The sequence below is a fragment of the Haemophilus sp. SZY H53 genome (genome assembly GCF_054332375.1).
The window spans coordinates 1-26299 of record NZ_JBTGNV010000004.1 but is presented as its reverse complement, the minus strand read 5'-3'; the positions used below and the strand labels follow the sequence as shown (position 1 = coordinate 26299).

At 39.5% G+C, this 26299-nt stretch carries 27 protein-coding genes and 1 tRNA gene; 14 read left to right on the top strand and 14 right to left on the bottom strand.

Annotated elements, in window-relative coordinates:
• Window positions 1-11: 11 nt before the first annotated feature.
• From aspA to ureA, 8 genes are all read right to left on the bottom strand, one after another.
• The gene (gene aspA, locus ACXVWB_RS04855) at window positions 12-1430 is read right to left on the bottom strand and encodes an aspartate ammonia-lyase (protein WP_049356345.1); all 1419 of its coding nucleotides are present in this window, start codon (window positions 1428-1430) and stop codon (window positions 12-14) included.
• Window positions 1431-1590: 160 nt separating this feature from the next.
• Window positions 1591-2403, bottom strand: a complete 813-nt coding sequence (locus ACXVWB_RS04850; protein WP_297568806.1) for an urease accessory protein UreD — start codon at window positions 2401-2403, stop codon at window positions 1591-1593.
• A gap of 53 nt (window positions 2404-2456) precedes the next feature.
• Window positions 2457-3092: an urease accessory protein UreG gene (gene ureG / locus ACXVWB_RS04845; RefSeq protein WP_126470651.1), complete on the bottom strand. Its 636-nt coding sequence runs from the start codon at window positions 3090-3092 to the stop codon at window positions 2457-2459.
• An 84-nt stretch (window positions 3093-3176) separates the two neighbouring features.
• The gene (locus tag ACXVWB_RS04840) at window positions 3177-3884 is read right to left on the bottom strand and encodes an urease accessory protein UreF (protein WP_289901531.1); all 708 of its coding nucleotides are present in this window, start codon (window positions 3882-3884) and stop codon (window positions 3177-3179) included.
• A complete protein-coding gene (gene ureE / locus ACXVWB_RS04835) occupies window positions 3869-4426 on the bottom strand; it encodes an urease accessory protein UreE (RefSeq protein ID WP_126470655.1) in 558 nt (185 codons plus the stop codon). The genes ACXVWB_RS04840 and ureE overlap by 16 nt, the downstream gene beginning before the upstream one ends.
• 69 nt (window positions 4427-4495) lie before the next feature.
• Complete coding sequence (ureC, locus tag ACXVWB_RS04830) at window positions 4496-6214, bottom strand: urease subunit alpha (RefSeq protein ID WP_289901530.1); 1719 nt, start codon at window positions 6212-6214, stop codon at window positions 4496-4498.
• A gap of 11 nt (window positions 6215-6225) precedes the next feature.
• Window positions 6226-6531: an urease subunit beta gene (gene ureB / locus ACXVWB_RS04825; RefSeq protein WP_289901529.1), complete on the bottom strand. Its 306-nt coding sequence runs from the start codon at window positions 6529-6531 to the stop codon at window positions 6226-6228.
• A 76-nt stretch (window positions 6532-6607) separates the two neighbouring features.
• Window positions 6608-6910 carry an urease subunit gamma gene (gene ureA / locus ACXVWB_RS04820; RefSeq protein WP_049356356.1) on the bottom strand — a complete coding sequence of 101 codons (303 nt, stop codon included), beginning with the start codon at window positions 6908-6910 and terminating at the stop codon, window positions 6608-6610.
• Window positions 6911-7078: 168 nt separating this feature from the next.
• Here ureA and ACXVWB_RS04815 point away from each other — a divergent pair, with 168 nt between their 5' ends.
• The 9 genes from ACXVWB_RS04815 (at window position 7079) to metJ (ending at window position 16172) form a co-directional block, all read left to right on the top strand.
• On the top strand, window positions 7079-7369 hold the full coding sequence (locus ACXVWB_RS04815; RefSeq protein ID WP_126470663.1) for a co-chaperone GroES: 291 nt from the start codon (window positions 7079-7081) through the stop codon (window positions 7367-7369).
• A gap of 22 nt (window positions 7370-7391) precedes the next feature.
• On the top strand, window positions 7392-9038 hold the full coding sequence (gene groL / locus ACXVWB_RS04810; protein ID WP_005696764.1) for a chaperonin GroEL: 1647 nt from the start codon (window positions 7392-7394) through the stop codon (window positions 9036-9038).
• Window positions 9039-9149: 111 nt separating this feature from the next.
• Window positions 9150-9698 carry a YecA/YgfB family protein gene (locus tag ACXVWB_RS04805; protein ID WP_289901527.1) on the top strand — a complete coding sequence of 183 codons (549 nt, stop codon included), beginning with the start codon at window positions 9150-9152 and terminating at the stop codon, window positions 9696-9698.
• A 12-nt stretch (window positions 9699-9710) separates the two neighbouring features.
• The gene (gene pepP, locus ACXVWB_RS04800; RefSeq protein ID WP_458485226.1) at window positions 9711-11003 is read left to right on the top strand and encodes a Xaa-Pro aminopeptidase; all 1293 of its coding nucleotides are present in this window, start codon (window positions 9711-9713) and stop codon (window positions 11001-11003) included.
• A gap of 104 nt (window positions 11004-11107) precedes the next feature.
• Window positions 11108-11533 carry a universal stress protein UspA gene (gene uspA, locus ACXVWB_RS04795; protein WP_005696761.1) on the top strand — a complete coding sequence of 142 codons (426 nt, stop codon included), beginning with the start codon at window positions 11108-11110 and terminating at the stop codon, window positions 11531-11533.
• 186 nt (window positions 11534-11719) lie between these two features.
• Window positions 11720-14344 carry an alanine--tRNA ligase gene (gene alaS, locus ACXVWB_RS04790; protein WP_458485225.1) on the top strand — a complete coding sequence of 875 codons (2625 nt, stop codon included), beginning with the start codon at window positions 11720-11722 and terminating at the stop codon, window positions 14342-14344.
• Window positions 14345-14422: 78 nt separating this feature from the next.
• On the top strand, window positions 14423-14614 hold the full coding sequence (gene csrA, locus ACXVWB_RS04785; RefSeq protein WP_049363188.1) for a carbon storage regulator CsrA: 192 nt from the start codon (window positions 14423-14425) through the stop codon (window positions 14612-14614).
• A 221-nt stretch (window positions 14615-14835) separates the two neighbouring features.
• Window positions 14836-15723, top strand: coding sequence for a UTP--glucose-1-phosphate uridylyltransferase GalU (gene galU / locus ACXVWB_RS04780; RefSeq protein WP_049356366.1), 888 nt, complete (start codon window positions 14836-14838; stop codon window positions 15721-15723).
• Between the two features lie 131 nt (window positions 15724-15854).
• Window positions 15855-16172 (top strand): met regulon transcriptional regulator MetJ, encoded by a 318-nt coding sequence (gene metJ, locus ACXVWB_RS04775; protein ID WP_049356368.1) that lies wholly within the window; start codon window positions 15855-15857, stop codon window positions 16170-16172.
• Window position 16173: 1 nt separating this feature from the next.
• Here the strand turns inward: metJ and cueR are convergent, their stop codons facing one another.
• Window positions 16174-16560, bottom strand: coding sequence for a Cu(I)-responsive transcriptional regulator (cueR, locus tag ACXVWB_RS04770; RefSeq protein ID WP_289901523.1), 387 nt, complete (start codon window positions 16558-16560; stop codon window positions 16174-16176).
• 80 nt (window positions 16561-16640) lie between these two features.
• Here cueR and ACXVWB_RS04765 point away from each other — a divergent pair, with 80 nt between their 5' ends.
• Both ACXVWB_RS04765 and ACXVWB_RS04760 read left to right on the top strand, forming a co-directional pair.
• Window positions 16641-16850 carry a heavy-metal-associated domain-containing protein gene (locus tag ACXVWB_RS04765; RefSeq protein WP_289901522.1) on the top strand — a complete coding sequence of 70 codons (210 nt, stop codon included), beginning with the start codon at window positions 16641-16643 and terminating at the stop codon, window positions 16848-16850.
• Complete coding sequence (locus ACXVWB_RS04760) at window positions 16837-19005, top strand: heavy metal translocating P-type ATPase (protein WP_289901521.1); 2169 nt, start codon at window positions 16837-16839, stop codon at window positions 19003-19005. Before ACXVWB_RS04765 ends, ACXVWB_RS04760 begins: the two co-directional genes overlap by 14 nt.
• 37 nt (window positions 19006-19042) lie before the next feature.
• On the opposite strand, the gene cpxA is transcribed toward ACXVWB_RS04760, so the two are convergent.
• From cpxA to yejK, 4 genes are all read right to left on the bottom strand, one after another.
• Window positions 19043-20446, bottom strand: coding sequence for an envelope stress sensor histidine kinase CpxA (cpxA, locus tag ACXVWB_RS04755; RefSeq protein WP_289901520.1), 1404 nt, complete (start codon window positions 20444-20446; stop codon window positions 19043-19045).
• Window positions 20446-21144, bottom strand: a complete 699-nt coding sequence (locus ACXVWB_RS04750) for a response regulator (RefSeq protein WP_458485223.1) — start codon at window positions 21142-21144, stop codon at window positions 20446-20448. The genes cpxA and ACXVWB_RS04750 overlap by 1 nt, the downstream gene beginning before the upstream one ends.
• Before the next feature lie 63 nt (window positions 21145-21207).
• On the bottom strand, window positions 21208-21621 hold the full coding sequence (bamE, locus tag ACXVWB_RS04745) for an outer membrane protein assembly factor BamE (RefSeq protein WP_289901518.1): 414 nt from the start codon (window positions 21619-21621) through the stop codon (window positions 21208-21210).
• Between the two features lie 61 nt (window positions 21622-21682).
• Window positions 21683-22699, bottom strand: a complete 1017-nt coding sequence (gene yejK / locus ACXVWB_RS04740) for a nucleoid-associated protein YejK (protein ID WP_289901517.1) — start codon at window positions 22697-22699, stop codon at window positions 21683-21685.
• Between the two features lie 140 nt (window positions 22700-22839).
• Here yejK and ACXVWB_RS04735 point away from each other — a divergent pair, with 140 nt between their 5' ends.
• From ACXVWB_RS04735 to ACXVWB_RS04725, 3 genes are all read left to right on the top strand, one after another.
• Complete coding sequence (locus tag ACXVWB_RS04735; protein ID WP_014064863.1) at window positions 22840-23058, top strand: YejL family protein; 219 nt, start codon at window positions 22840-22842, stop codon at window positions 23056-23058.
• 1 nt (window position 23059) lies between these two features.
• Window positions 23060-24802, top strand: a complete 1743-nt coding sequence (locus ACXVWB_RS04730) for a DUF3413 domain-containing protein (RefSeq protein ID WP_458485222.1) — start codon at window positions 23060-23062, stop codon at window positions 24800-24802.
• 190 nt (window positions 24803-24992) lie between these two features.
• Window positions 24993-25985, top strand: coding sequence for an amidohydrolase family protein (locus ACXVWB_RS04725; protein ID WP_049374946.1), 993 nt, complete (start codon window positions 24993-24995; stop codon window positions 25983-25985).
• 117 nt (window positions 25986-26102) lie between these two features.
• Here the strand turns inward: ACXVWB_RS04725 and ACXVWB_RS04720 are convergent.
• Window positions 26103-26178 (bottom strand) — tRNA-Val (locus ACXVWB_RS04720).
• Window positions 26179-26299 lie beyond the last annotated feature (121 nt).

The window sequence follows — 26299 nt, the reverse complement described above, 5'->3', positions numbered from 1 at the left end:
TCTCAGCGAGATTATTTATTTAATTTCGCTTTATAAGTTGGATTCATTAAGTTTTCTACAGAAAGAATGTCATCTAATTGCTCTTCTGTTAATAAACCTTTTTCTAACACAACTTCACGTACGCCTTTACCTGTTTGCGCACAGATTTTACCCACTAAGTCGCCGTTGTGGTGACCGATAAATGGATTTAAGTAAGTCACGATACCGATTGAGTTAAATACGTAGTTTTCACAAATTTCTTTGTTTACAGTGATGCCATCCACGCATTTATCACGTAAGTTCACACAAGCATTAGTTAAGATATCGATAGATTCGAACATTGCTTGACCAATCACGGGTTCCATTACGTTCAATTGTAATTGACCTGCTTCAGATGCGAAGGTCACAGTGGTATCGTTACCAATTACTTTAAAGCATACTTGGTTCACCACTTCTGGAACAACTGGGTTGACTTTTGCCGGCATGATAGAAGAGCCAGCTTGTAATTCAGGTAAGTTAATTTCTTTAATACCAGCACGTGGACCAGAAGAGAGTAAACGTAAGTCATTACATACTTTAGAAAGTTTCACAGCAGTACGTTTTAATGCACCATGAACCATGACATAAGCACCACAGTCAGATGTTGCTTCGATTAAGTTTTCTGCCGGTACGCAAGCTAATCCAGTCACTTCAGCAAGGTGTTTTACAACTAATTCTGTATAGCCTTGTGGCGTATTTAAACCAGTACCGATTGCCGTTGCACCAAGGTTTACTTCAAGGAGTAACTCAGCGGTACGTTTTAAGTTACGCACTTCTTCTTCAAGTAATACGGCGAAAGCTTTAAATTCTTGACCAACAGTCATTGGCACTGCATCTTGCAATTGAGTACGACCCATTTTTAAGATGTTCGCAAACTCTTTTGCTTTATTATCAAAACCGTCGTGTAAATATTGAATTTTATCGATCAATTTTAGGATGCTGTTATACACCGCAATACGGAAACCGGTAGGATACGCATCATTGGTTGATTGGCTTGCATTAACGTGGTCCATTGGGTTAATTACGTTATATTCGCCCTTTTTATGACCAATTTTTTCAAGGGCAAGGTTAGCAACCACTTCATTGGTATTCATATTGACAGACGTACCTGCACCACCTTGATATACATCTGATGGGAATTGATCTAAGCATTTCCCAGTGGTAAGGATTTCATCACAAGCTGCTACAATCGCTTTTGCAATATCACTTGGAATTGCACCTAATTCGCCATTGGCTAAAGCCGTTGCTTTTTTCACCATTACCATGCCACGTACAAACTCAGGCACGTCAGAAATGGTTACGTTAGAAATATTGAAATTTTCTACCGCTCTTAATGTATGAATCCCCCAGTACGCATCTGCTGGCACATCACGTTCACCTAATAAATCCACTTCTTTTCTGTATTGAGTCATTTTAATCACCTTTTTTGGTTGTTAATTAATTTGAGGTAATTATAGGAATTTACATAGAAAATAAATTTGACATGGATCACATTTCAAATAAGACGTATAAGAGATATTTTCATTTCTCGCATAAATTTTTTTAGGGGAAGATCACCTGGCAATATTAATTTTATGCTGATTTTAATTGCTCACCGATCTTCTCAAAGAGCTTTTGAATGAGTTCAGCACGATGCCCAAGTACTCTAACAATAAGCCCTCCTTCATTTAATTGAGAAACGCCAATAAGTAGTGATTTCTCGCATTCCTGCTGTTGAAGTGTTTGGACGATTTGTTTAACTTCAGTTGGTGTTTTCTGCAAATTGAGATAAACCAATGAGCCTTGATGTGAAAAATCCTCCATTTGGCTTAATGCGGTCAATTTCATTTGTGCTGGTTGCCATTGAATACAATCCAATACAAGCGGTTTAGTTTGCCCATTATTTTGCAAAAGCTGAACTTTCAGATGAGAAGAAAATTGGCGAAACTCAAAACGTTCATCATTTGCTACTCGTCCAATCGCCACAATTTCACCATAAATTAGCGTACTCCCAGATTGCATATTGATGAATGTTTTTTGTTTGAATGCAGAATCCTTATGTAATACCAATGGGTGGGGCAAATAAAATAAACGGCTCTTCTCTTCAAGTTGAATGAACGTATTTTGTTGAGCAAAATAGTCCTCATTCATCGACTGAACACGACTGAAAGCCTGAGTATTTAAAGAAAGAGCGGTCGATCTTGCAAGTTTTATTTGAATATCAACTCGATCCCCAGCTAATAACCCTGGCGAAGAAGACATTTGCATTGCGCTAAGTCCATTTTCCCAAGAATCGGCGTAAGCAGACAATGTCATTACTTTAAAAGGTGGCGTCGCAAAGTATTCATCAAGTTGAGTTTTGCCGTTTGAGGAAAGTTTGGTTGAAAGTTTGAGGGTACTATTCATAATCTTTTCAATTTGTAAAAAACTCCCCTCTTTAAAAGAGAGGGGAGGACTCTTTATCTCACTAATGCTTTCGGCTCTTCTACGTTCTTCAACAATGCATATTTTTCAATCCAGCCAATCACACCGTCTAAATTTTCTTTCTTCATTAAGTTGGTAAAGATAAACGGTTGGCCGTTACGCATACGGCGTGCATCATGTTCCATGACGCTTAAATCCGCACCAACGAATGGTGCAAGGTCTGTTTTGTTAATCACTAATAAATCAGAACGAGTAATACCCGGTCCACCTTTACGCGGGATTTTTTCACCTTGTGCAACGTCAATCACGAAAATTGTCACATCTGCTAAATCGGGGCTAAAAGTTGCCGATAAGTTATCACCACCGGATTCAATAAAGACAATTTCCACATCAGGAAAACGCGCCACCATTTCATCAACCGCTTCTAAATTCATTGAGGCATCCTCACGAATTGCCGTATGTGGGCAACCACCTGTCTCAACCCCCATAATTCGCTCTGGCGGAAGTAAACTATTTTTAGTTAAAAATTCCGCATCTTCTTGGGTGTAAATATCGTTAGTAATCACTGCCACGCTATATTGACTCGCCATTTCACGAGTCAGTTTTTCAATTAAGGCAGTTTTGCCCGCGCCAACAGGGCCTGCCACGCCAATTTTAATGTAGTTACGCATAATGTTCCTTTCGTTTTCGATGATCACAGAAAAAGCCCATAAGCACCTCTGTGATAGTAAAATCTCAATAAAAAATGATCGCACTTACGACATATAAAGTCGCGTATAAAGTACTTCGTGTTGCATTGCTCGTATATCATTCGCAAGCGTTGCAGCACCCAGCCAATCTAAATCGGGTTCTAAACTTAATTCCACAGCTTGAACAAGAGATGCTCGTAAATCGAACAAAATATCTTGCCCGTCCATTTGACTAAGGGGAATGAGTTTTACGCCATTGGTAATGGTGCCGACTGCTGCATTGTAGTAGAACGCATACAAGGTATCCGCTTTGCTGAGCCCCATCGCTTGCGCCACCATAGCAAACACAATCGGGAAATAGCCTTGCACGGCTTTATTTTGAATCGCTTGCTGAAATTGGCTCAACATTGGATGTTGTTCATAGCGGATAAAAATTTTTAATAACCGCACGCCGAGCTTGAAACTGCCTTCGCGGCTTTCTCGCGCAATTTTGGTCGCAGATAACGAATGGTCTAATTCACACAAACGGTTAAAATCATTGGCAGTCATTGCATCAAATGCGAGGGAAAGATACGATCCATCATTATATATCCAGTTCTGCAATAACTGCGTTTGAACATATTCTTCAAGACTTGCTTTAGTCGAAACAACGCCTTGCTGAACAAAGGTTTCTAAACCGTTTGAATGGTTAAAGCCGCCGATTGGTAAAGTGGGGTCAACCAAGTGCAACAATGCGCCTAAATCTGTCAGGCTTCGGTTTAATGTTGGTGCCAATTGCCGTCTCCATGATGGTGATAGCCATGATGATCGTGCGTATGGCTATGCGAATGCCCGTGTCCTTGTGCAGAATTTGCTCTTAAGGCTTGGCTCAAACGACGCTCTGCTTTTTGTGGGTTAAACCCTGCCGCGTCTAACCATTCAAACATAGGCTTATCGTAAGGCAACGTGACTTCATCACCATCTAAAAAGAGCGGTGAATGTTTATTGCCAATTTCATAACAAGCGCGAGCCATTTCAGGCAAGGTTTTCGGCGAAAGTAGAATGACTTCACTCGGTAAAATTTCAATCGCAATCACTAATTCATCACTGATAAAAACCACATCATCGTGTTTTAAACGTTGTCCTTCTTTTAGCAAGCGAAATGCCACTTCACGCCCCGTATTTGTGGTTTTACGCAGAATATTGCGCTCACTTTCATACCAATGTAATGCTACACATTCTATAGTTTGATGTGTAATTTTGCCTTCAGCTTGAAGACTAGCTAAATCGCCTAAAACGGTATCCATAATAGGCAGAATAGGGTTGATGATTTTCATATTTATAAATTCGAAAGTAGTGCGTGTTATACACGCACTGTCTTTATTATTGAATAGTGTGTATTTTTATTAGAACAAGAAATACCGTTGTCCTAATGGCACCGTATCCACAGGTTCGCAAGTAATGAGCTCACCATCTACACGCACTTCATAGCGTTCTGGATCCACCGTGATTTCAGGCGTAGCATTGTTGTGAACGAGATCTTTTTTACCTACGTTGCGGCAGCCTTTCACCGCAATGGTTTCTTTGTGTAAACCGAATCTTGCACGAATATCGGCTTTTTCAGCGGCTTGTGAAATAAAGAATACCGCGGTTTGTGCTGTGGCTAAGCCTTGTGCACCATACATTGGACGGTAGAATACAGGTTGCGGTGTTGGAATAGAGGCATTTGGATCGCCCATTTTAGCGTAGCTAATAAAGCCTTTTTTAATGACCACTTCCGGTTTTACCCCAAAGAACATAGGTTTCCACAACACTATATCTGCGATTTTACCCACTTCTAACGAACCAATATGATCCGCAATACCATGTGCAATTGCCGGGTTAATAGTGTATTTTGCAATGTAGCGTTTAATACGGAAGTTATCGTTTCCTTCATTGCCTAGCTCACCACGTTGCATTTTCATTTTATCTGCGGTTTGCCATGTGCGAATCACTACCTCGCCAATACGTCCCATCGCTTGAGAGTCAGAACTCATAATCGAGAACACGCCCATATCATGCAAAATATCTTCTGCAGCAATGGTTTCAGGGCGGATACGGCTATCGGCAAAAGCTACGTCTTCCGGTACGCGTTTATCTAAGTGATGGCAAACCATCAACATATCTAAATGTTCATCAATAGTGTTTTTGGTAAACGGACGAGTTGGGTTGGTTGAAGCGGGTAATACGTTTGGATACATCGCAGCTTTAATAATGTCAGGCGCATGACCGCCACCCGCACCTTCGGTATGGAAGGTGTGAATCACACGTCCATCAATCGCTTTCATGGTATCTTCTAAGAAGCCACTTTCATTTAGCGTGTCGGTATGAATTGCCACTTGAATATCCATTTCATCAGCCACTTTTAAGGCAGAATCAATCACAGCTGGCGTTGCACCCCAGTCTTCATGGATTTTTAGACCTAATGCGCCTGCTTCAATTTGCTCACGTAGTGGATCTAAAGTTGAACAGTTTCCTTTACCAAAAAAACCTACGTTTACAGGCAGTGCTTCTGCTGCTTGGAACATGCGTTCCATATACCATGCACCCGGTGTGCAAGTGGTCGCGTGTGTACCATCAGCAGGGCCTGTTCCGCCACCAATTAACGTGGTAACTCCGCTTTCAATCGCATGTTGCGCTTGTTGCGGACAAATAAAGTGAATGTGGGTATCAATACCGCCTGCGGTCGCAATTAAATGTGCGCCATTATGTACTTCCGTGCTTGCACCGATAATCATATTTGGCGTGACGTTATCCATGGTGTCTGGGTTGCCTGCTTGACCGATGCCGACAATACGCCCATCGCGAATACCAATATCGGCTTTGATAATGCCTAATTTAGCATCAATGATCATCACATTGGTAATCACAAAATCCAATACATTTGAATTATCACGAGTTGCGGTACCGCTTTGCGCCATGCCGTCGCGCACACTTTTACCGCCACCAAATTTACATTCATCACCTTTGGTCAATAAATCTTGTTCAATGGTTGCCCATAAATTGGTATCGCCTAAACGGACTCTATCGCCGACGGTTGGACCATAAGTTGCGACATATTGTGCTCTTGAAATTGTTAATGACATTTTTCTCTACCTTATAATTTGCCATCAATTTGATTATGAAAGCCATAAATGGTTTCTTTTCCACCAAATGCGACTAATTCTACGGATTTCACTTCACCCGGTTCAAAACGTATTGCATTGCCAGATGGCACATTTAAACGCATTCCGCGCGCTAAAGTGCGGTCAAATTTAAGGGCATTATTGGTCTCAAAAAAATGGTAATGGGAACCGACTTGGATTGGACGGTCGCCTGAATTGGTTACTTCGATTATCACTGTTTTTCTGCCGGCATTAGCGAGAATATCGCCTTCGGCTAATTGGTATTCACCTGGGATCATATCTTGGTTCCTTGTAGGGTGGGCTTTAGCCCACCATTGATATTTTTATTTTGGTGGGCTAAAGCCCACCCTACGGTTATCTGATTGGATTATGCACGGTAACAAGTTTCGTCCCATCTGGGAAAGTTGCTTCAATTTGTACTTCGTGTACCATCTCAGCGACGCCTTCCATCACATCTTCAACGGTGAGTAGGGTTGCTCCATATTGCATGACTTCCGCCACACTCATACCATCTCTTGCCGCTTCTTGTAAATGGCTGGCAATGTACGCGATTGCCTCAGGATAGTTTAATTTTACGCCACGAGCTTTACGTTTTGCTGCAAGTTCACCAGCTAAAAAGAGCATTAATTTTTCTTGTTCTCTTGAGGTTAAATGCATTCTGTTTTTCCTTATTTTTGTATTATGTAAAGTACGATGAATTTTACGTAAAAAAAGTTAAATAGGAAAAGTATTTTATTAAATTTTTTTAATATATAACCCTTGAAATGAAAAAAACTCTCCTCATATAGGAATAGTATTTATCAATTCTTAAGAAGGAAATTAATCATGAATATTCGTCCTTTACACGATCGTGTAATCGTTAAACGTGAAGAAGTCGAAACCCGTTCAGCTGGTGGTATCGTATTAACCGGTTCTGCAGCGACTAAATCAACCCGTGCGAAAGTATTGGCAGTGGGTAAAGGTCGTATTTTGGAAAATGGTACCGTTCAACCTTTAGATGTAAAAGTTGGCGATACGGTCATTTTCAATGATGGTTATGGCGTAAAAAGTGAAAAGATCGATGATGAAGAAGTGTTAATCATTTCTGAAAACGATATTTTGGCGATTGTGGAATAATTTAAATTAAGGAAAAAAGAAAATGGCAGCAAAAGATGTAAAATTTGGTAACGATGCACGCGTAAAAATGCTTAAAGGCGTGAATGTATTAGCCGATGCAGTAAAAGTGACCCTTGGCCCTAAAGGTCGTAATGTCATTTTAGATAAATCATTTGGTGCACCAACCATCACCAAAGATGGTGTATCTGTCGCACGTGAAATTGAATTAGAAGATAAATTTGAAAACATGGGTGCACAAATGGTGAAAGAGGTTGCCTCTAAAGCTAATGATGCAGCCGGTGATGGTACAACAACTGCAACAGTACTTGCTCAAGCTATTGTAAATGAAGGTTTAAAAGCTGTGGCGGCAGGTATGAATCCAATGGATTTAAAACGCGGTATCGATAAAGCGGTAAGTGCGGTTGTTTCTGAGCTTAAAAATTTATCTAAACCTTGTGAAACTTCTAAAGAAATTGAGCAAGTAGGGACAATTTCGGCTAACTCTGACAGCATTGTGGGTCAATTAATTGCTCAAGCAATGGAAAAAGTGGGTAAAGAAGGCGTGATTACTGTAGAAGACGGTACAGGTCTTGACGATGAATTAGCCGTTGTGGAAGGGATGCAATTTGATCGTGGTTACTTATCACCTTATTTCATCAACAAACCAGAAACAGCAACTGTTGAATTAGATAACCCATACATTCTTTTAGTGGATAAAAAAGTATCAAATATCCGTGAATTACTTCCAGTATTAGAAGGTGTAGCGAAAGCGGGCAAACCATTATTAATTATCGCTGAAGATATCGAAGGTGAAGCGCTTGCAACCTTAGTGGTTAACACTATGCGCGGTATCGTAAAAGTTGCTGCGGTAAAAGCACCTGGTTTTGGTGATCGTCGTAAAGCAATGTTACAAGATATTGCGATCTTAACAGCAGGTACCGTGATTTCTGAAGAAATCGGTATGGAACTTGAAAAAGCGACATTAGAAGATTTAGGTCAAGCAAAACGTGTAGTCATCAACAAAGATAATACCACGATTATCGATGGTGTGGGGGATGAGGCACAAATTAAAGGTCGTGTGGCTCAAATTCGTCAGCAAATCGAAGAATCTACCTCTGATTATGACAAAGAAAAACTTCAAGAACGCGTAGCTAAACTTGCTGGCGGTGTGGCTGTAATCAAAGTCGGTGCAGCAACTGAAGTTGAAATGAAAGAGAAAAAAGATCGTGTGGATGATGCATTACACGCAACTCGTGCAGCGGTAGAAGAAGGTATCGTTGCGGGTGGTGGTGTTGCATTAGTTCGTGCTGCAACTAAAGTCGCAGCAACCTTAAAAGGTGATAATGAAGAACAAGATGTAGGTATCAAACTTGCATTACGTGCAATGGAAGCGCCACTTCGTCAAATCGTCACCAACGCAGGTGAAGAAGCATCGGTTGTGGCAAGTGCGGTTAAAAATGGCGAAGGAAACTTTGGTTATAACGCAGGTACTGAACAGTACGGCGATATGATCGAAATGGGTATTCTAGATCCAACTAAAGTCACTCGTTCTGCGTTACAATTCGCGGCTTCTGTAGCGGGCTTAATGATCACCACAGAATGTATGGTTACTGATCTTCCAAAAGATGATAAAGCCGATTTAGGTGCTGCCGGAATGGGCGGTATGGGAGGCATGGGCGGAATGATGTAATTCCCCTTTGCGAAAGAAAGTGCGATCGTTTTTCTTTATAGAAATGCGATCGCATTTTTATTTGTGTGGTGCTACACTTTAACGGTTTTCGATGATTTTATAGGTATAACAATGACAATTTCCCAAACTGAACTTAATCAACAACTCAAATCTGCCGGTATTGGCATTAATGCAACAGAATTACATGGCTTTTTGAGCGGCTTAATTTGTGGTGGGCTAAAAGACCAAAGTTGGTTACCGCTTCTATATCAATTCAGTAACGATAACCACGCTTATCCAACCGCATTAATTCAGCCAATTACCGAAATCTATGAACGGATTGGTAAAACCTTAGGGGACGTAGAAGGTTTTGATTTTGAATTGGGATTAACTGAAGATGAGAGCGTGTTTGCACGTGCAGACAGCCTCTCAGACTGGGCAAACCAATTTTTACTGGGCTTAGGGCTTGTTCAGACAGAATTGGATAAGGAAAAAGGCGAAATTGGCGAAGCGGTAGATGATTTACAAGATATTTGTCAGCTTGGTTATGATGAAGAAGATGACGAAGAAGAGCTTGCCGAAGCCTTAGAAGAAATTATTGAATATGTTCGCACCATTGCCATGCTGTTTTACACCTATTTCAACGATGATGCACAAGAAATAAAACCGATATTACATTAAAAGGAGCGAAACATGGATCTCGCATACATGGCGGCATTACCGCAAGAAGAATTTACAGAACGTCGTCAAAAAGTGTTAGCACAAATGCAGCCAAATTCTGCCTTGTTGCTATTTTCCGAAATTGAAAAACGTCGTAATAACGACTGCGATTTTCCTTTCCGTCAAGATAGCTACTTTTGGTATTTAACGGGATTTAATGAGCCCAATGCAGTATTATTATTGATTAAAACGGAAGAGTCTGAAAAGACGGTTATATTTCTTCGTCCGCGAGATCCTTTGCTTGAAACCTGGAATGGTCGCCGATTAGGCGTTGAGCGCGCACCACAAAAACTCAATGTTAATGAAGCGTATTCTATCGATGATTTTAAAACAGAATTTCCAAAATTAACGGAAAAATTGACCGCACTTTATCATGTGGCAGATCGTCATCCTTGGGGCGATAAATTATTAGCTGAAAGTGCGGTGAAATTTTACGCTGTTTTTGATTGGCAGCCGATGTTAAGTGAAATGCGCTTAATTAAATCTCCAAACGAAATTCGCTTAATGCAACAAGCGGGACAAATTACAGCATTCGGACATATTAAAGCGATGCAAGTGACTCGTCCAAATCGTTTTGAATATGAAATTGAAAGCGAAATTCTACATGAATTTAATTGTCACGGTGCAAGATTCCCATCTTACAATTCGATTATTGCGGGAGGCGATAATGCCTGTATTTTGCACTACACTGAAAATGATCAACCATTAAAAGATGGCGATCTTGTGTTGATTGATGCAGGGTGTGAGTTTGCTATGTATGCAGGCGATATCACACGTACGTTCCCTGTAAATGGTAAATTTACCCAGCCACAACGTGAGATTTATGAATTAGTCTTAAAGGCTCAAAAACGCGCGATCGAGCTATTAGTGCCAGGTAATTCAATTAAACTGGCGAATGACGAAGTGATTCGTATTAAGACTCAAGGATTGGTAGATTTAGGCATTCTGAAAGGGGATGTAGATAAGCTGATTGAAGAGAAAGCTTATCGCCAATTTTATATGCATGGTTTAGGCCATTGGCTTGGTTTAGATGTGCACGATGTTGGGCGCTATGACGATGATCGTAGCCGCACGCTTGAAGTGGGGATGATCATCACTGTTGAGCCAGGTATTTATATTTCAGAAGAGGCGGATGTACCAGCTCAATATAAAGGCATTGGTGTGCGTATTGAAGATAACTTGTTGATGACTGAATACGGCAACAAAAATCTGACAGCTGCGGCACCAAAAGAAATCGATGACATTGAGAATTTAATGAAAAATTGAGAAAAATTCTCAAATTTGTGATCTAGTGCAAGTTTTTCCTACAACCAAAGTGTTACTATGCAATTAGATAACAAAAGGTCAATTAAATCAGTAAGGAGTTGATTATGTATAAACACGTTTTAGTTGCGGTAGATCTTTCTGATGAAAGTGAATTTCTACTCAAAAAAGCCGTGGGAATTGCAAAACGCAATGATGCGCAACTTTCCATTATCCATGTAGATGTAAACTTCTCGGATCTCTATACTGGTTTGATTGATGTCAATATGTCATCAATGCAAGATAGAATTTCGAGCGAGACACAAAAAGCGCTAATTAATTTAGCAGAACATGCTGGTTATCCAGTGAAAGAAAAATTGAGCGGTAGCGGTGATTTAGGTCAAGTTTTGACGGACGCTATTGAGCAGTATGATGTAGATTTACTAGTGACGGGTCATCACCAAGATTTCTGGAGTAAATTAATGTCTTCAACACGTCAAGTGATGAATACCATTAAAATTGATATGTTGGTTGTGCCACTTCGCGACGAATAGTGATCAAAAATTATTTTAGCCCTATTAAAATAACGTAAATTTTAACCGCACTTCTCAATTAATGCAGTAGAGTGCGGTTTTCTTTTTAAGATCAGTGAAAAAGCCTTTTTCTCTAGGTCAAAATATGCAAGAATAGTGAGCTTATTTTATAAATCGTGATCGAGATAGAGACACAAGGTTTTATCAATGAAAACAACAGCAGAAATTAGACAGTCATTCCTTGATTTTTTCCATAGCAAGGGGCATCAGGTCGTCGCAAGTAGTTCACTTGTGCCTGAAAACGATCCGACATTGCTTTTTACCAATGCCGGGATGAACCAATTTAAAGACGTGTTCCTTGGTATGGACAAACGTCCTTACTCACGTGCGACAACGGCACAACGTTGTGTGCGCGCAGGTGGTAAGCATAATGACTTAGAAAACGTCGGTTATACAGCGCGTCACCATACTTTCTTTGAAATGCTCGGCAACTTCAGTTTTGGCGACTATTTCAAACATGATGCGATTAATTTTGCCTGGGAGTATTTGACTTCTCCACAATGGCTCGGGTTACCAAAAGAAAAATTGTGGGTAACCGTGTATGAAACTGATAATGAAGCTTATGATATTTGGCATAAAGAAGTCGGTGTGCCAGCAGAGCGTATTATTCGTATCGGTGATAACAAAGGTGCGCCTTATGCATCTGATAACTTCTGGGCAATGGGTGACACCGGTCCTTGTGGTCCATGTACTGAAATTTTCTACGATCACGGCGATCATATTTGGGGTGGGCCTCCGGGTTCTCCAGAAGAAGATGGTGACCGCTATATCGAAATTTGGAATGTGGTATTCATGCAATTTAACCGCCTCGCAGACGGCACAATGGAAAAATTACCACGTCCATCGGTTGATACAGGGATGGGGTTAGAGCGTATTTCTGCTGTATTACAGCACGTAAACTCTAACTATGAGATCGATATTTTCCAAAAATTAATTGCAAAAACAGCAGAAATCGTAGGAACAACAGATTTAACCAATAAATCATTACGAGTAATTGCAGATCACATTCGTTCTTGTGCCTATTTAATTGCAGATGGCGTGATTCCATCAAACGAGGGTCGTGGTTATGTATTGCGTCGTATTATTCGTCGTGCAGTGCGTCATGGCCACTTGTTAGGGGCAAAAGAAGCCTTCTTCTACAAACTTGTGCCGACTTTAATTGAAGTCATGGCGGAAGCAGGCAAAGAAGTTAAAGAAAAACAAGCTAATGTCGAAAAATTACTTCGTTTAGAAGAAGAACAATTTGCTCGTACATTAGAGCGCGGATTAAGCTTATTAGACGATGCGCTTGCTCAAGTGAAAGATGGGGTGTTGTCAGGTGAAGTTGCCTTTAAACTTTATGATACTTATGGCTTTCCACTTGATTTAACTGCAGACGTATGTCGTGAGCGTGATATTGCAATTGATGAAGCAGGTTTTGAGCGTGAAATGGAAGCACAACGCTTACGCGCACAATCTGCAAGCCAATTCGGCATGGATTACAACAATGTTATTCGTGTAGAAGGTGAGACGAAATTTGAAGGTTATACTGAATCAGAATCTTTAGCCAAAGTGACCGCACTTTTCCATGATGGTAAATCAGTAGACAGTATTACTGCAGGTCAAAGTGCCGTGGTGATTTTAGAAAACACTCCATTCTATGCGGAATCGGGTGGCCAAATTGGTGACAGCGGTTATTTAACCTCTCAAGGCATTCAGTTTAATGTAAAAGATACTCAAAAATATGGTCAAGTATTCGGTCATATTGGAGAGTTAGAACAGGGTACTTTAAAAGTCGGACAAACAGTCAATGCGGTTGTGGATGCAGCAAGACGTCATCAAACGTCACTTAACCATTCTGCAACACACTTATTACATGCCGCATTGCGTCAAGTTTTAGGTCACCATGTAGTGCAAAAAGGATCATTAGTATCTGATACAGCATTACGTTTTGACTTTGCTCATCCGGAAGCGATTACCAAAGCACAGCTTAACGAAATTGAAACGTTGGTAAACCAGAAAGTACGTGAGAATTTTGTGGTTCAAACGGACGTGATGGATATCGAAGCGGCAAAAGCAAAAGGTGCAATGGCGTTATTCGGTGAAAAATATGCTGATGTGGTACGTGTTTTAACAATAGGTGATTTCTCCGTTGAACTTTGTGGTGGCATTCATGCTAAACGTACCGGTGATATCGGTTTATTTAAAATTCTGGCGGAAACTGCAGTTGCAGCAGGTATTCGTCGTATTGAAGCGGTAACGGGTGAAAATGCAATGAATTGGTTACATAATCAACAACGTATTCTTACTCAAAGTGCGGATTTATTTAAATCTGACGTTAATACCCTTGTGGAGAAAATTCAGCAACTTCAAGATAAAGCGAAGAAAGCAGAAAAAGAATTACAAGGATTAAAAGAAAAAGCCGCAATGCAAGCGGGGTCCGATTTAGTGAAAAGTGCGGTTAAAATTAATGATGTTTCTGTAATCGTACATCAACTAGACGGAATTGAAACTAAATCGTTACGTGTGATGGTTGATGATTTAAAAAATCAACTTGGTTCAGGCGTAATTGTATTTGCATCTATTTTAGATGATAAAGTCAACCTCGTCGTTGGCGTAACAAGCGATTTAACTACTAAAGTGAAGGCTGGTGAGCTAGTGAATTTAATGGCTCAGCAAGTTGGTGGGAAAGGCGGTGGTCGCCCTGATATGGCAATGGCAGGAGGCTCCCAACCAGAAAATGTGAATCTAGCATTAACTGTCGCACAAAACTGGTTAAGCAATAATCTGTAGTACAAGCAGGTCGGTGGGATGCCGATCTTTACTTGATTGATAGGGATATCTAATAAATGCAAACTAAGGAGATAAAAGATGTTAATCTTAACTCGAAAAGTTGGCGAAAGTGTTCTCATTGGAGACGATATTTCTATCACGGTTTTGAGTGTACGTGGAAACCAAGTCAAACTCGGTGTGCAAGCGCCTAAAGAAGTATCCGTTCACCGAGAGGAAATTTACCAACGAATTCTGCAGTCAAAAGATGAACATATAGATGGGGCATCTTAGACCGACGAGTTTTATGAATGTTTTACATTCTATTTATAATTTAATTAACGTTTTTCAAAAATTAAACCCATTGGTTTGCAGATTTTAAAAGTAACGGAATTTGAGTTATAAAGGTAGAGAAGGAACTTTTCCAACTTAAATCTATCAAAATTTAATAAATAATGACCGCACTTTTCTCATAGAAGTGTGGTCATTCCATATTTAAACGAAAAGGAAAATCAATGAAAGTCATTATTCCCGTAGCAGGTTTAGGTACACGAATGTTACCCGCAACAAAAGCGATTCCAAAAGAAATGTTAACGCTTGTGGATAAACCACTTATTCAATATGTTGTGAATGAGTGTGTCGCAGCAGGAATTAAAGAAATCGTGTTAGTCACACATTCTTCTAAAAATGCGATTGAAAACCACTTTGATACGTCTTTTGAGTTGGAAACCATGCTTGAAAAACGTGTTAAACGTCAACTTTTGGAAGAAGTTCGTTCGATTTGTCCTAAAGATGTAACTATCATGCATGTTCGTCAGGGGAATGCGAAAGGTTTAGGTCATGCGGTGTTATGTGGTCGTCCTGTCGTTGGAAATGAACCATTTGCAGTGGTGTTACCTGATGTGCTTTTAGCTGATTTCACGGCAAATCAAAAGAAAGAGAATCTTTCTGCTATGATTAAACGCTTTAATGACACAAAAGCGAGTCAGATTATGGTCGCACCTGTTTCTGCCAATGAAGTGAGCAGCTATGGTATTGCTGATTGTGGTGGTGTTGAGTTGAAAGGTGGTGATAGTATTAAAATCAATAGTATTGTGGAAAAACCATCTGTTGAAGAGGCGCCATCAAATCTTGCTGTTGTAGGCCGTTATGTATTTTCTGCCGAAATCTGGGATTTATTAGAAAGAACACCCGTTGGTGTAGGCGATGAAATCCAATTAACGGATGCGATCGATATGCTTATTGAGAAAGAGACCGTTGAAGCGTTCCATATGACTGGCAGAAGCTTTGATTGTGGGGACAAGATTGGCTATATGGAAGCCTTTGTGGAATATGGTCTTCGTCATGATAAATTAGGTAAAGAGTTTAAAACTTTCCTAAAAGATCTTGCAAAAACCTTATAATTGACTGAAACCACCGAAAGGTGGTTTTTATTTATCTTATCTAGATTTCTATACTTTTAGCCGTCTAGATTGTCATTTTGCTTATTTTTCATTAAAATACGGATAAATTATCAGGTTATTTAAGGTGCATTATGGCAAACTGGGATGGCAAATATATTAGCCCTTATGCAGAACATGGCAAAAAGAGCGAACAAGTCAAAAAAATTACCGTTTCTATTCCGATTAAAGTATTGGAAATTTTGACGAATGAGCGTACGCGTCGTCAGTTAAAAAGTTTGCGTCATGCAACAAACAGCGAATTGCTTTGTGAGGCATTCTTGCATGCTTTTACGGGTCAGCCATTACCAACGGATGCGGATTTAATGAAAGAACGCCATGATGAGATTCCTGAAAATGCTAAAAAGATCATGCGTGATTTAGGCATTGATCCTGAAAGCTGGGAATATTAATTTATCCTTTTAATCCTTCCAAAATACTGCATTCAGGGCAATCATTGCCCTGACAAGCGTTATGCCATCGTTCTAATTCCTCAACCATTTTTTGTAAGTGATAAATTTGTTCATTCAACATTTTTATATGTTGCGTCGTGAGTGCTTTAACTTCTCGGCTACTACGATTGGAATTATCTTGTAATTGCAAAAGCTGGCGAATTTGTTGGAGTGAAAATCCTACATCTCGAGAGTGACGAATAAAACGTAGTCGTTCTAAATCCTTTTCTTCATAATGACGATAGCCAGAAAGGCTGCGTTGTGCAGGTTTTAATAAGCCAGACTTCTCATAATCTCGAATTTGTTTACTTGATAAACCCACTAATTTTGCTATTTCACTAATGTTCATAAAAAATCCTTGACCTTAACCTTGTGTTAATGTTTATAGTAATCTCAATTTCAATCTATATCAATAATTAAGGAGTAAATATGAAATCAATTACATTACATGTAACAGGAATGACTTGTGGTGGTTGTGTGAAAAGCGTCACAAGAGTGTTGGAAGAGCTTAATGGCGTAGAAAAAGCCGTAGTAACACTTGATGACGGTAAAGCGGTGATTACCTTTGATGAAAGTGCGGTCAGCATTCCACAATTAATTGAAACAATTGAAGAGGCAGGTTTTGATGCAACAGAATAAAAAAATAGTCATTCAAATCGAGGGGATGACCTGTCAATCCTGTGCTAATCGGATTGAGAAAGTATTGAATCGAAATGATTTTGTCTCTGACGCGGGCGTGAATTTTGCGGCAGAGGAAGCGCATGTCGTATTTGATTCATCTCAGGCTTCAGAACAAGATATTTTGACAATTATTCAAAAAGCGGGATATAACGGCATTCTAAAGCAAAATGAGCTGCCTAGCGCACCTAATGAAACGAAGATTAGTCCGCGTTTATGGTTGCTTTTGTTCATTAACATTCCTTTTTTAATCGGAATGAGTGGGATGATGTTTAATCATCATTCTTGGATGATACCACCAATGTGGCAATTTGTTCTTGCGAGCATTGTGCAACTTGGGTTAGCCATTCCTTTTTATAAAGGTGCGATTGGTAGTATTCGAGGTGGTTTGGCCAATATGGATGTACTCGTGAGTACTGGTACGTTGGTGATTTATCTCTATTCGGTCTTTATGCTGTTTTATTATCAGTCAATGGAGCATGATGGCGCATCTCATGTCTATTTTGAAGTATCGGTGATGGTAATTGGTTTTGTCAGCCTAGGGAAATTTCTTGAGGAAAGAACGAAGAAACAAAGCTTAAATAGTTTAGGGCTATTATTACAACTCACTCCAAAACAAGTGAGTGTTCAACGTGAAAATCGTTGGCAGACGATTTCTCTCGATCAAGTGAAAATAGGTGATATTTTACGAGCTAATCAAGGTGAACGTATTGCCGCGGATGGTATCGTTGAACAAGGGACAGGGTGGTGTGATGAAAGTCATTTAACCGGTGAATCTCAACCATTAGAAAAAATATCTCAAAGCCCTGTGCTTGCAGGCGCAATGGTGACACAAGGTAGTCTTATTTATCGAGCTAATCAACTTGGTCAGCAAACCCTATTGGGCGATATGATGAAAGCGCTCTCAGAGGCGCAAGGTACAAAAGCACCGATTGCTCGTTTTGCTGATAAAGTCGCTGCTGTATTTGTACCTGCCGTGTTATTGATTTCGGCACTAACATTTGGATTAACTTGGTGGATAAAAGGAGATTGGGTAACCGCTTTAATTCATTCTGTTGCCGTGTTAGTCATTGCTTGTCCTTGTGCATTAGGGCTCGCCACACCTGCTGCAATAATGGTGGGAATGGGCAAAGCGGTGAATGCAGGCATTTGGTTTAAAGATGCCGCATCCATGGAAGGGGCGGCCCATGTGGATACGGTGGTATTAGACAAAACAGGAACGCTAACCCAAGGGGAGCTTAAAATCGCTGCAGTTTGGCAACCACAAAGTGCGGTCTATTCTGAGGAAGATTTATATCGTATAGCGGCTTCCGTTGAGCAAAATGCCAATCATCCTTTAGCTAGAGCGATAGTTTTAGCTGCACAGGAAAAATCACTTGAAATTCCGACCGCACTTTCAGTTCATTCAGAAGTAGGGATGGGTATCTCTGCCCACATTGATGGAATAGGTTTGGTTAAAGTAGGTAAACCGACTTATTGTGAATTAACCTTACCAGATAATATGCCTCAAATTTGGCAAATTGCGAGTATTGTTGCAGTATCTGTAGATAACAGTCCAATTGGTGCTTTTGCATTAGCAGATAGTCTAAAAGAGGATAGCTTGCAGGCGATTCAGCGTTTACATCAACATAATATTGATGTGGTGATGATGAGTGGTGATCAGCAATCTGTCGTGGATTATGTTGCTCAACAAATCGGTATAAAAACGGCGAAGGGTAATTGTAGTCCTCGTGATAAAGCAACCTATATTAAGGCATTACGTCAGCAAGGCAAAGTAGTAGCAATGGTTGGTGATGGTGTGAATGATGCACCAGCCTTAGCGATGGCTAATGTCAGTTTTGCGATGAAATCGGGTTCTGATGTTGCAGAGCAAACCGCATCGGCGACACTCATGCAGCATTCGGTGGATCAATTAGTCGATGGCTTAATGATTTCTCGCGCGACATTAAAGAATATTAAACAAAACTTATTCTTTGCTCTCATTTACAATGTGCTAGGTATTCCACTTGCCGCATTGGGCTATCTAAGTCCTATATTAGCGGGCGCAGCAATGGCGATGAGTTCGCTTTCTGTGCTGTCCAATGCGTTGCGATTAAAACGAGTGAAAATTAAATAAGAAAAAGGCGATATGAAAATATCGCCTTTTGTTTGGACTAACTTTGTTTCCATAATGGAAGTTGAATAGTGACGGCAAGTCCACCTAAATTACTCTGTTCAGCCCAGACTTTTCCTTGATGTTCACTCACGACATTATATACGATGGTTAAGCCCAATCCTGTTCCGCCAGTTTCTCGAGTTCTTGCTTCATCTACTCTGTAAAATGGTTTAAAGATGTTATGAAATTCTTCTGGAGGTAAACCTAGACCATTATCATCCACTCTAATTTGTAGAAAGTCATCATCATTTTCATTTCTATATAAATTGATAGTGAGGCATATACGGTTCTTAGTATATTTTAATGCGTTACGAATAATGTTTTCAACCGCACTGGCTAGTAAACTTAGATTGCCAGAAATCACATATTCCTCAGGATGCAAAATAGCGATATTAACATCACAAGTAATCCGGCGTTGCTGTGCTTCAAATAATGCATCCTCTATGACCTCATCCCAAAGCTGAACAATAGAAAATAAATGGTGCTTCATTTGCGAATCCATTTTTTGATGGGAAACGAGTAGCAATTCGCTGATCATTTTATCCATTTGTTGTATCTCTTTTTCAATACGTTTTACAGGCTCTGTATCACCAATTTGGTGGCGAATGAGCGCTGTAGCGAGTTGTAAACGGGTTAGTGGTGTTTTTAATTCATGCGAGATGGACGAAAGTAGGTTGTGTTGATTTGAAATTAAATTATCAACCGCAATTGACATATTGTTAAAACTTTGACCAACGTCTCGTAATTCCGATGGACCATAATTAGCTAATTCCTTATTAACTTTGAAGTTTCCTGAGGCTATGCTATTAGCGGCTTTTTGCAAATGAGTGATAGGTTTTACAATAGTGCGAGTAAACCAACACAGCAAAGGTGTTGTAATGATTAACATTAAAATCAATAAAATCCAAGGCTGATCAAGGATATAACGTAAAATTTCTTGTTGATCGTTTGTTCTAGACACAAAGAATAATTTTGATGTCGTTTCTGAATCTCCAATATAGAATTTAAATGGACCTGCGATTTCGATATCGTTGAATACTCGACGCTGAGGGGTAGAAAAATCATTTGCCTCTTGGGCAAAGCGAGTGATGAACCTTTTTTCTTTGTCTAAAGCTCCTAAAATTTCTTGTTCAGGTGTCATGATGACAGGACGATAAGAATCAAACTTATCTACGGGAAGGACTGGAACACCCGCAAGAATGCTGCTAATTTTATTATTTCGAATGGATTCAAAAAGCTTCTTCTGATAGTTCGATATGTCATTTTGATTTAAGTCTGAATATAGGCGGCTATCATAATGAGGTAGTGCCACTAAGAGCGCAGCCATCGTAAAGAATGCTAACCAAAAGACAATAAATGTGCGTATAGTGAGCTGATTTAAGCTAAATTTTTTGACACGCATTATTCACATACCAATAGGTAACCATGCCCACGTAATGTTTTCAGCCATGGCAAACCATTTTTTCTTTCAGGAAGTTTTTTACGTAAGTTTGACATATGCATATCAATGGAGCGATCAAAAGGTGAGAGATTTTTGCCTAGCGCGTTTAGACTTAACTCTTCCCGAGAGATAATTTCTCCTGGTCGAAGTACGAGTTTATAAAGTAGAGCAAACTCAGAACCGGTTAGACCGAGATCTTGACCTTCATAAGAGGCTTGTTGAAGCCCTGAATGAAGTAATAGACCTTCGAATTCCAATGTATTTTCTTCTGATGATGAAGGCGTATTTTGTACGTCTTCGGATTGACTCGTACGTCTCAAAATCGCTTTGATACGAGCAACCAACTCTCGGTCATTAAAGGGTTTTGGTAAATAATCATCTGCACCCAGTTCTAGGCCAATTACACGGTCGATTTCTTGACCTCGTGCAGTAAGCATCATCACAGGAATATTTGATATTTGACGAATTTTTTTGAGTGTTTCAATACCATTTAATACAGGTATCATAACGTCTAGTAAAACTAACTGGTGGCTTTCATTCAGTTTTTCTAATGCCTCTTCACCATTATTGGCGACGTCGACTTCAAAGCCTGTAAGTTGTAAAATCTTAGCAAGTAAATCTGTAAGTTCAACATCATCAACTAATAGAATTTTTGACATTTTTATTCCCTTTTAATATAACAAACCTGCTTGGTTTAACAAGCAGGTATTATTCTTTAATGATTACCAAAATTTCCACCAGCTTTTTTTGTCTGGGTTATCAGGCGCACGGATGATTGTATTATTTTCATCTTGTTTTGCTACTTTAGGTAGCGGTTTATCTAATTCAGCACTGCTGACTAAGCCATTTTTATCAAATTTTACCGTGAAGGTGTGTTGTTCCGGTTTTTGGTAAGAGTGTTGTTGTAAGAACACGTAATACCAAGTTAAGTTACTATAAGGATCAATTAAAACCGGTGTACCAAGTAAATATTGAACTTGTTGGGCTGTCATGCCTGGTTTTACTTGTGCCACCGTGGCAGCCTCTAAATAGTTACCTTGTGGTACATCAATACGATAAACGACTTTTTGTACAGTTGAACAAGAAGTTAAGCTTAATGCTAAAACAACTGCACCTAAAAATGTTTTTAATTGCATATTTTTACCTTTTACTGCAAAGTTATGTCGAATGATACCGAAACTTTATGATCTTGCCAAATTAATTATCGCACTTTAATGCTTTTTGAAGTTGATCTTTCAAATTTGGTGGTATCCCTTTGATTGTTAAAGTATCTGTAAGTGGATCCCATTCAATACGGTTATTCAATAAATCCACATCAAAACTTAATGTCACCCCTTTACCGGAACCTGAAAATTTCGTTAATGTTTTTAAGGCTGAACGTACTGGTGGAATCGTTTCTTCCAAGCCGTAATCTTGCTCTTCTGTAAAGGTGACAAAAGGGCGCTCGTTTAGAGTCGGCAAATTAGCTGAAAGTTCAGTTAATGCGATCTCGCCGCCGCTAGCTAATTGACCTTTGCAGTACTCAAATACCTGTTTTTTGACTGCTTGGGTTTGTTCTTTATTTAGTTCACCTTGTTCACAGTAGTCACTTACCGCTTGTAATAAGCATTGGTTTTGAACTTGTGGATTTAATCCTTCTTCAGCCCCCAAGAAATCCATAAAGAAGTCACTGATTTTACGGCCAACACGACCTTTAATGAAGGTAAGGTAGCGGTTTGAGTTTGCGTTCACTTGCAAATCCGTTAAGTTGATACGTGCCGCAATATCAAATTGTGTGATATCTAAGTATTCTGTACGGCGAATTTCAAGATTTTCGTCAACTAACATACTGATACGGCTATCCAACAAAGCAATGAATAGGTAATCCGTCGCTAAAAAATTATATTGACACAGGATAAGCGTACCACTGTCTGCAAAATTATATTTACCTAATTCTTGCGCTAATAATTTTGTGGATTGTTGGCTGAAATTTAAAAAGTTGATTTCATTTTCTAATAAACGATTCAGATCTTGTGCAAAAATAGAGTTCTCTTGGAAGACACCAAATGCTTTACCTTTATTTTGATAGCCTTGATGTAATTGCAACATCATTTGTTCGACTTCTGGCGTAATGGTGAGAAGTTCATCACGCAACACGCTTTCCATGGTAGTGGTTTCATTTTCAGCGTGCTTAACTAATTGATGTAGCACGATTTGATTAACCGTAATGCTCATAATTTTTTCCTTTGTAAAATTTACCTTAAATTATAACCGCACTTTTTAAGCAAGAAAAAAGAAATTATTCAGATTGAGTAAATTATCGGGTATGATATGAGAAGTTTTTTTGTATTTAGAACAGGTTTAAAACATTCCAAATGGCTCAACATTCAAAGTATTCCGATGGGCAAGTTAATGCCATCATTAACGACATGATTAGCGTACTTGAAACTCACAAAGCACCCGTTGATCTTTCTCTTATTGCTTTAGGCAATATGGCCAGTAATTTATTGACCACTAGCGTACCAGCCGCACAGCGTGAAGCGCTCGCTCAAGCCTTTGCCAACTCTCTGATGAATTCGGTGAAAACAAAATAAAATGTGGTGGTTTAAAAAGAGCAAATTTAACGGACGTGAATACCGTGAAGAAACCTCACGAAAAATTTCGTGGGGACATTGGTTTGCTTTTTTTAACATTATCATCGCCATTCTTATTGGCAGTCGTTACGCCTTTCTCATTGACTGGCCTGACACCTTATTCGGTAAGATTTATTTCTTTATCAGCTTATTAGGACATTTCAGCTTTTGTGTTTTTGCCTTGTATTTGCTGGTTATTTTTCCGCTGAGTTTCATCATCAAAAATCACCGCACTTTCCGTGGATTAACGGTGATTATCACGACAATTTGCACCACTTTATTACTGTTTGATACGGAAGTATTTAATCGCTTCAATATCCATCTTTCTTCTATCGTTTGGAATTTATTAGTTAACCCTGAAAAGGGTGAGCTTTCACGAGATTGGCAAATTTTCTTTACGCCAATGCCGATTATTTTACTGATTCAAATGCTTTTCTCCCGCTGGAGTTGGGAAAAATTACGTAGTTTAGAACGTCAAAAATGGCTGAAGAAAGTCGGATTCGTGCTGACATCTACTTTTGTTGCAACACATTTAATTTACGCTTGGGCGGATGCATTTTTATATCGTCCGATTACCATGCAACGCTCAAATTTCCCACTTTCTTATCCCATGACTGCTCGAACCTTTTTGGAAAAACAAGGATTTATTAATGCGGAAGCATATTCTCAGCGCTTAGAGCAAGAAGGGCGTTTAGACGCATTAAAACTTGATTATCCGAAAAAAGACCTTCGGTTTGAGCAAGTTGAGAACAAACCAAATATTCTCGTGATTACCGTTTCAGGCTTACGTTATGATGCGCTAACTAGTGAGAAAATGCCTAAATTGTTTGAGTTTGCCACAAGTTCTACTCAATTTACGAATCATTACAGTAGTGGTAATACGAACAATGCCGGCTTAGTGGGCTTATTCTATGGACTTAATGCAAATTATACGGACAGTATTTTGAGTAATCACACACCGTCGGTATTAATTACAAAGCTACAAGATGAGAAATATCAATTTGTTGCTTATTCGTCTACGGCATTTAAAGATAGCTTATTTAAACAAGCCTTATTCCGTAATGTGAAATTGCCTAAAGTGAAAGCCTCTTCGTCAAAAGAAGCGAGAAATGGTGTTTTATCACTCTTAAAAAATGATAAGCCTTGGTTTGCTTATGTGGATTTAGATATTACGGATAAAACGGAAGAAAATTACACCAAATCGCTTGCAGATATAGACCAACAGATTGATGAAACCTTAGCATCAGTTTCTTTAGAGAATACGATTGTTATTATTACAGCAGAACATGGTACAACCTTTAATAAGCTGGATGAAAAAGCGCAAGAAAATTATTTTAGTCGTGATGAAATCCAAGTGCCGTTTATTGTTTACTGGAAAGATTTACCGGTACAAGAAGTGACAAAATTAACAAGCCATACGGATTTATTACCAGCATTGATGTCATCGATCTTTAAAGTGAAAAATCCAGTTTCGGATTATGCACAAGGTCGCAATTTATTTGAGCTTAATAGCGATGCTTGGGTGTTAGCATCGAATTTCCGCTGGAATGTCATTATTCAGCCAGATGGCACACAGTATCATATTGATCGCAAAGGAAACTATAAGAAATTTGACCGCACTTATACTGAGCAATCTTCTAGCCGCCCACCGCTCGGCTTATTCTTAGAGGTTTTCAAACAAGAGCGTTCTTTTGTCAATAAATAGGTAGCTTTTTTGTGTTTAAAATTTTATACTTTGCACCCAGTTGAAAGACTGAAAAGATGTTATTAATTAAAATCTGCGAATTTTTCATAACATTGTAAACAATTCACAATAGATCAGATCCTTATTGGGTTTGCTTTTCAATTAATACACTTCTCGTCTCTCTTTTCCTTTCTTTTTTGGCGGAGTTATTATGAGAAATCACGTTCGTAGCTTTAAAACGTTTATTCGAGACGAAATTATTAAAAAAGGTGGCTGGGTCAATGCCCACGCTCACGCAGATCGTGCTTTTACAATGACACCCGAAAAAATCGGTATTTATCACAATAGTAATCTTCAACAAAAATGGGATTTAGTGGATGAAGTCAAACGTACATCCAGTGTTGATGATTATTACGCCCGTTTCTGTCAATCGATTGAGCTGATGATTTCCCAAGGGGTGACGGCATTTGGTACTTTTGTGGATATCGACCCGATTTGTGAAGACCGAGCCATCATTGCTGCACACAAAGCTCGCGAAGTTTATAAGCATGACATTATTTTGAAATTTGCGAATCAAACCTTAAAAGGGGTCATTGAGCCTGAAGCTCGCAAATGGTTTGATATTGGCTCTGATATGGTGGATATGATTGGTGGTTTACCTTATCGCGATGAGCTTGATTATGGTCGCGGCCTTGAAGCAATGGATATTCTGCTTGATGCAGCTAAATCTCGCGGCATTATGTGTCATGTGCATGTGGATCAATTTAACTCTCCGAAAGAAAAAGAAACCGAACAGCTTTGCGATAAGACCATCGAACATGGTATGGAAGGTCGAGTCGTGGCGATCCATGGTATTTCCATTGGTGCCCACAGCAAAGAATATCGCTATAAACTTTATGAGAAAATGCGACAGGCAAAAATGATGATGATTGCTTGCCCAATGGCCTGGATTGATAGTAATCGAAAAGAAGATTTAATGCCTTTCCATAATGCCTTGACACCGGCAGATGAAATGATTCCGGAAGGAATTACAGTCGCGTTAGGTACAGATAATATCTGTGATTATATGGTGCCACTTTGTGAAGGGGATTTATGGCAAGAACTCAGCTTACTTGCTGCAGGTTGTCGTTTTCCACATCTTGATGCAATGGTTGATATTGCGAGCATCAATGGACGTAAAGTGTTAGGTTTAGAGCCAGTTTAATCCCAAAATTAGATAGAGGTGCGGTCATAAAATGAAAAATTTTGTGGCCGTTTTTATTTATAAAATAAAACAGAATTAATGTGACTTTGAATGATTTAAATAAGGATTGTAAGAAAGTGGTGGGCGATACCGGTCTCGAACCAGTGACCCCCTCCTTGTAAGGGAGGTACTCTCCCAACTGAGCTAATCGCCCGATGCACCTGAAAAGGTATTCGGATTTATTTAAACACTAAAATTAAGTGGTGGGCGATACCGGTCTCGAACCAGTGACCCCCTCCTTGTAAGGGAGGTGCTCTCCCAACTGAGCTAATCGC

Excerpts from the sequence above, each read along its gene's own strand:
- aspA (WP_049356345.1), bottom strand. The coding sequence starts at position 1,430 with ATGACTCAATACAGAAAAGAAGTGGATTTATTAGGTGAACGTGATGTG.
- ACXVWB_RS04850 (WP_297568806.1), bottom strand. The coding sequence starts at position 2,403 with ATGAATAGTACCCTCAAACTTTCAACCAAACTTTCCTCAAACGGCAAA.
- ureG (WP_126470651.1), bottom strand. The coding sequence starts at position 3,092 with ATGCGTAACTACATTAAAATTGGCGTGGCAGGCCCTGTTGGCGCGGGC.
- ureE (WP_126470655.1), bottom strand. The coding sequence starts at position 4,426 with ATGAAAATCATCAACCCTATTCTGCCTATTATGGATACCGTTTTAGGC.
- ureC (WP_289901530.1), bottom strand. The coding sequence starts at position 6,214 with ATGTCATTAACAATTTCAAGAGCACAATATGTCGCAACTTATGGTCCA.
- ureB (WP_289901529.1), bottom strand. The coding sequence starts at position 6,531 with ATGATCCCAGGTGAATACCAATTAGCCGAAGGCGATATTCTCGCTAAT.
- ureA (WP_049356356.1), bottom strand. The coding sequence starts at position 6,910 with ATGCATTTAACCTCAAGAGAACAAGAAAAATTAATGCTCTTTTTAGCT.
- ACXVWB_RS04815 (WP_126470663.1), top strand. The coding sequence starts at position 7,079 with ATGAATATTCGTCCTTTACACGATCGTGTAATCGTTAAACGTGAAGAA.
- groL (WP_005696764.1), top strand. The coding sequence starts at position 7,392 with ATGGCAGCAAAAGATGTAAAATTTGGTAACGATGCACGCGTAAAAATG.
- ACXVWB_RS04805 (WP_289901527.1), top strand. The coding sequence starts at position 9,150 with ATGACAATTTCCCAAACTGAACTTAATCAACAACTCAAATCTGCCGGT.
- pepP (WP_458485226.1), top strand. The coding sequence starts at position 9,711 with ATGGATCTCGCATACATGGCGGCATTACCGCAAGAAGAATTTACAGAA.
- uspA (WP_005696761.1), top strand. The coding sequence starts at position 11,108 with ATGTATAAACACGTTTTAGTTGCGGTAGATCTTTCTGATGAAAGTGAA.
- alaS (WP_458485225.1), top strand. The coding sequence starts at position 11,720 with ATGAAAACAACAGCAGAAATTAGACAGTCATTCCTTGATTTTTTCCAT.
- csrA (WP_049363188.1), top strand. The coding sequence starts at position 14,423 with ATGTTAATCTTAACTCGAAAAGTTGGCGAAAGTGTTCTCATTGGAGAC.
- galU (WP_049356366.1), top strand. The coding sequence starts at position 14,836 with ATGAAAGTCATTATTCCCGTAGCAGGTTTAGGTACACGAATGTTACCC.
- metJ (WP_049356368.1), top strand. The coding sequence starts at position 15,855 with ATGGCAAACTGGGATGGCAAATATATTAGCCCTTATGCAGAACATGGC.
- cueR (WP_289901523.1), bottom strand. The coding sequence starts at position 16,560 with ATGAACATTAGTGAAATAGCAAAATTAGTGGGTTTATCAAGTAAACAA.
- ACXVWB_RS04765 (WP_289901522.1), top strand. The coding sequence starts at position 16,641 with ATGAAATCAATTACATTACATGTAACAGGAATGACTTGTGGTGGTTGT.
- ACXVWB_RS04760 (WP_289901521.1), top strand. The coding sequence starts at position 16,837 with ATGCAACAGAATAAAAAAATAGTCATTCAAATCGAGGGGATGACCTGT.
- cpxA (WP_289901520.1), bottom strand. The coding sequence starts at position 20,446 with ATGCGTGTCAAAAAATTTAGCTTAAATCAGCTCACTATACGCACATTT.
- ACXVWB_RS04750 (WP_458485223.1), bottom strand. The coding sequence starts at position 21,144 with ATGTCAAAAATTCTATTAGTTGATGATGTTGAACTTACAGATTTACTT.
- bamE (WP_289901518.1), bottom strand. The coding sequence starts at position 21,621 with ATGCAATTAAAAACATTTTTAGGTGCAGTTGTTTTAGCATTAAGCTTA.
- yejK (WP_289901517.1), bottom strand. The coding sequence starts at position 22,699 with ATGAGCATTACGGTTAATCAAATCGTGCTACATCAATTAGTTAAGCAC.
- ACXVWB_RS04735 (WP_014064863.1), top strand. The coding sequence starts at position 22,840 with ATGGCTCAACATTCAAAGTATTCCGATGGGCAAGTTAATGCCATCATT.
- ACXVWB_RS04730 (WP_458485222.1), top strand. The coding sequence starts at position 23,060 with ATGTGGTGGTTTAAAAAGAGCAAATTTAACGGACGTGAATACCGTGAA.
- ACXVWB_RS04725 (WP_049374946.1), top strand. The coding sequence starts at position 24,993 with ATGAGAAATCACGTTCGTAGCTTTAAAACGTTTATTCGAGACGAAATT.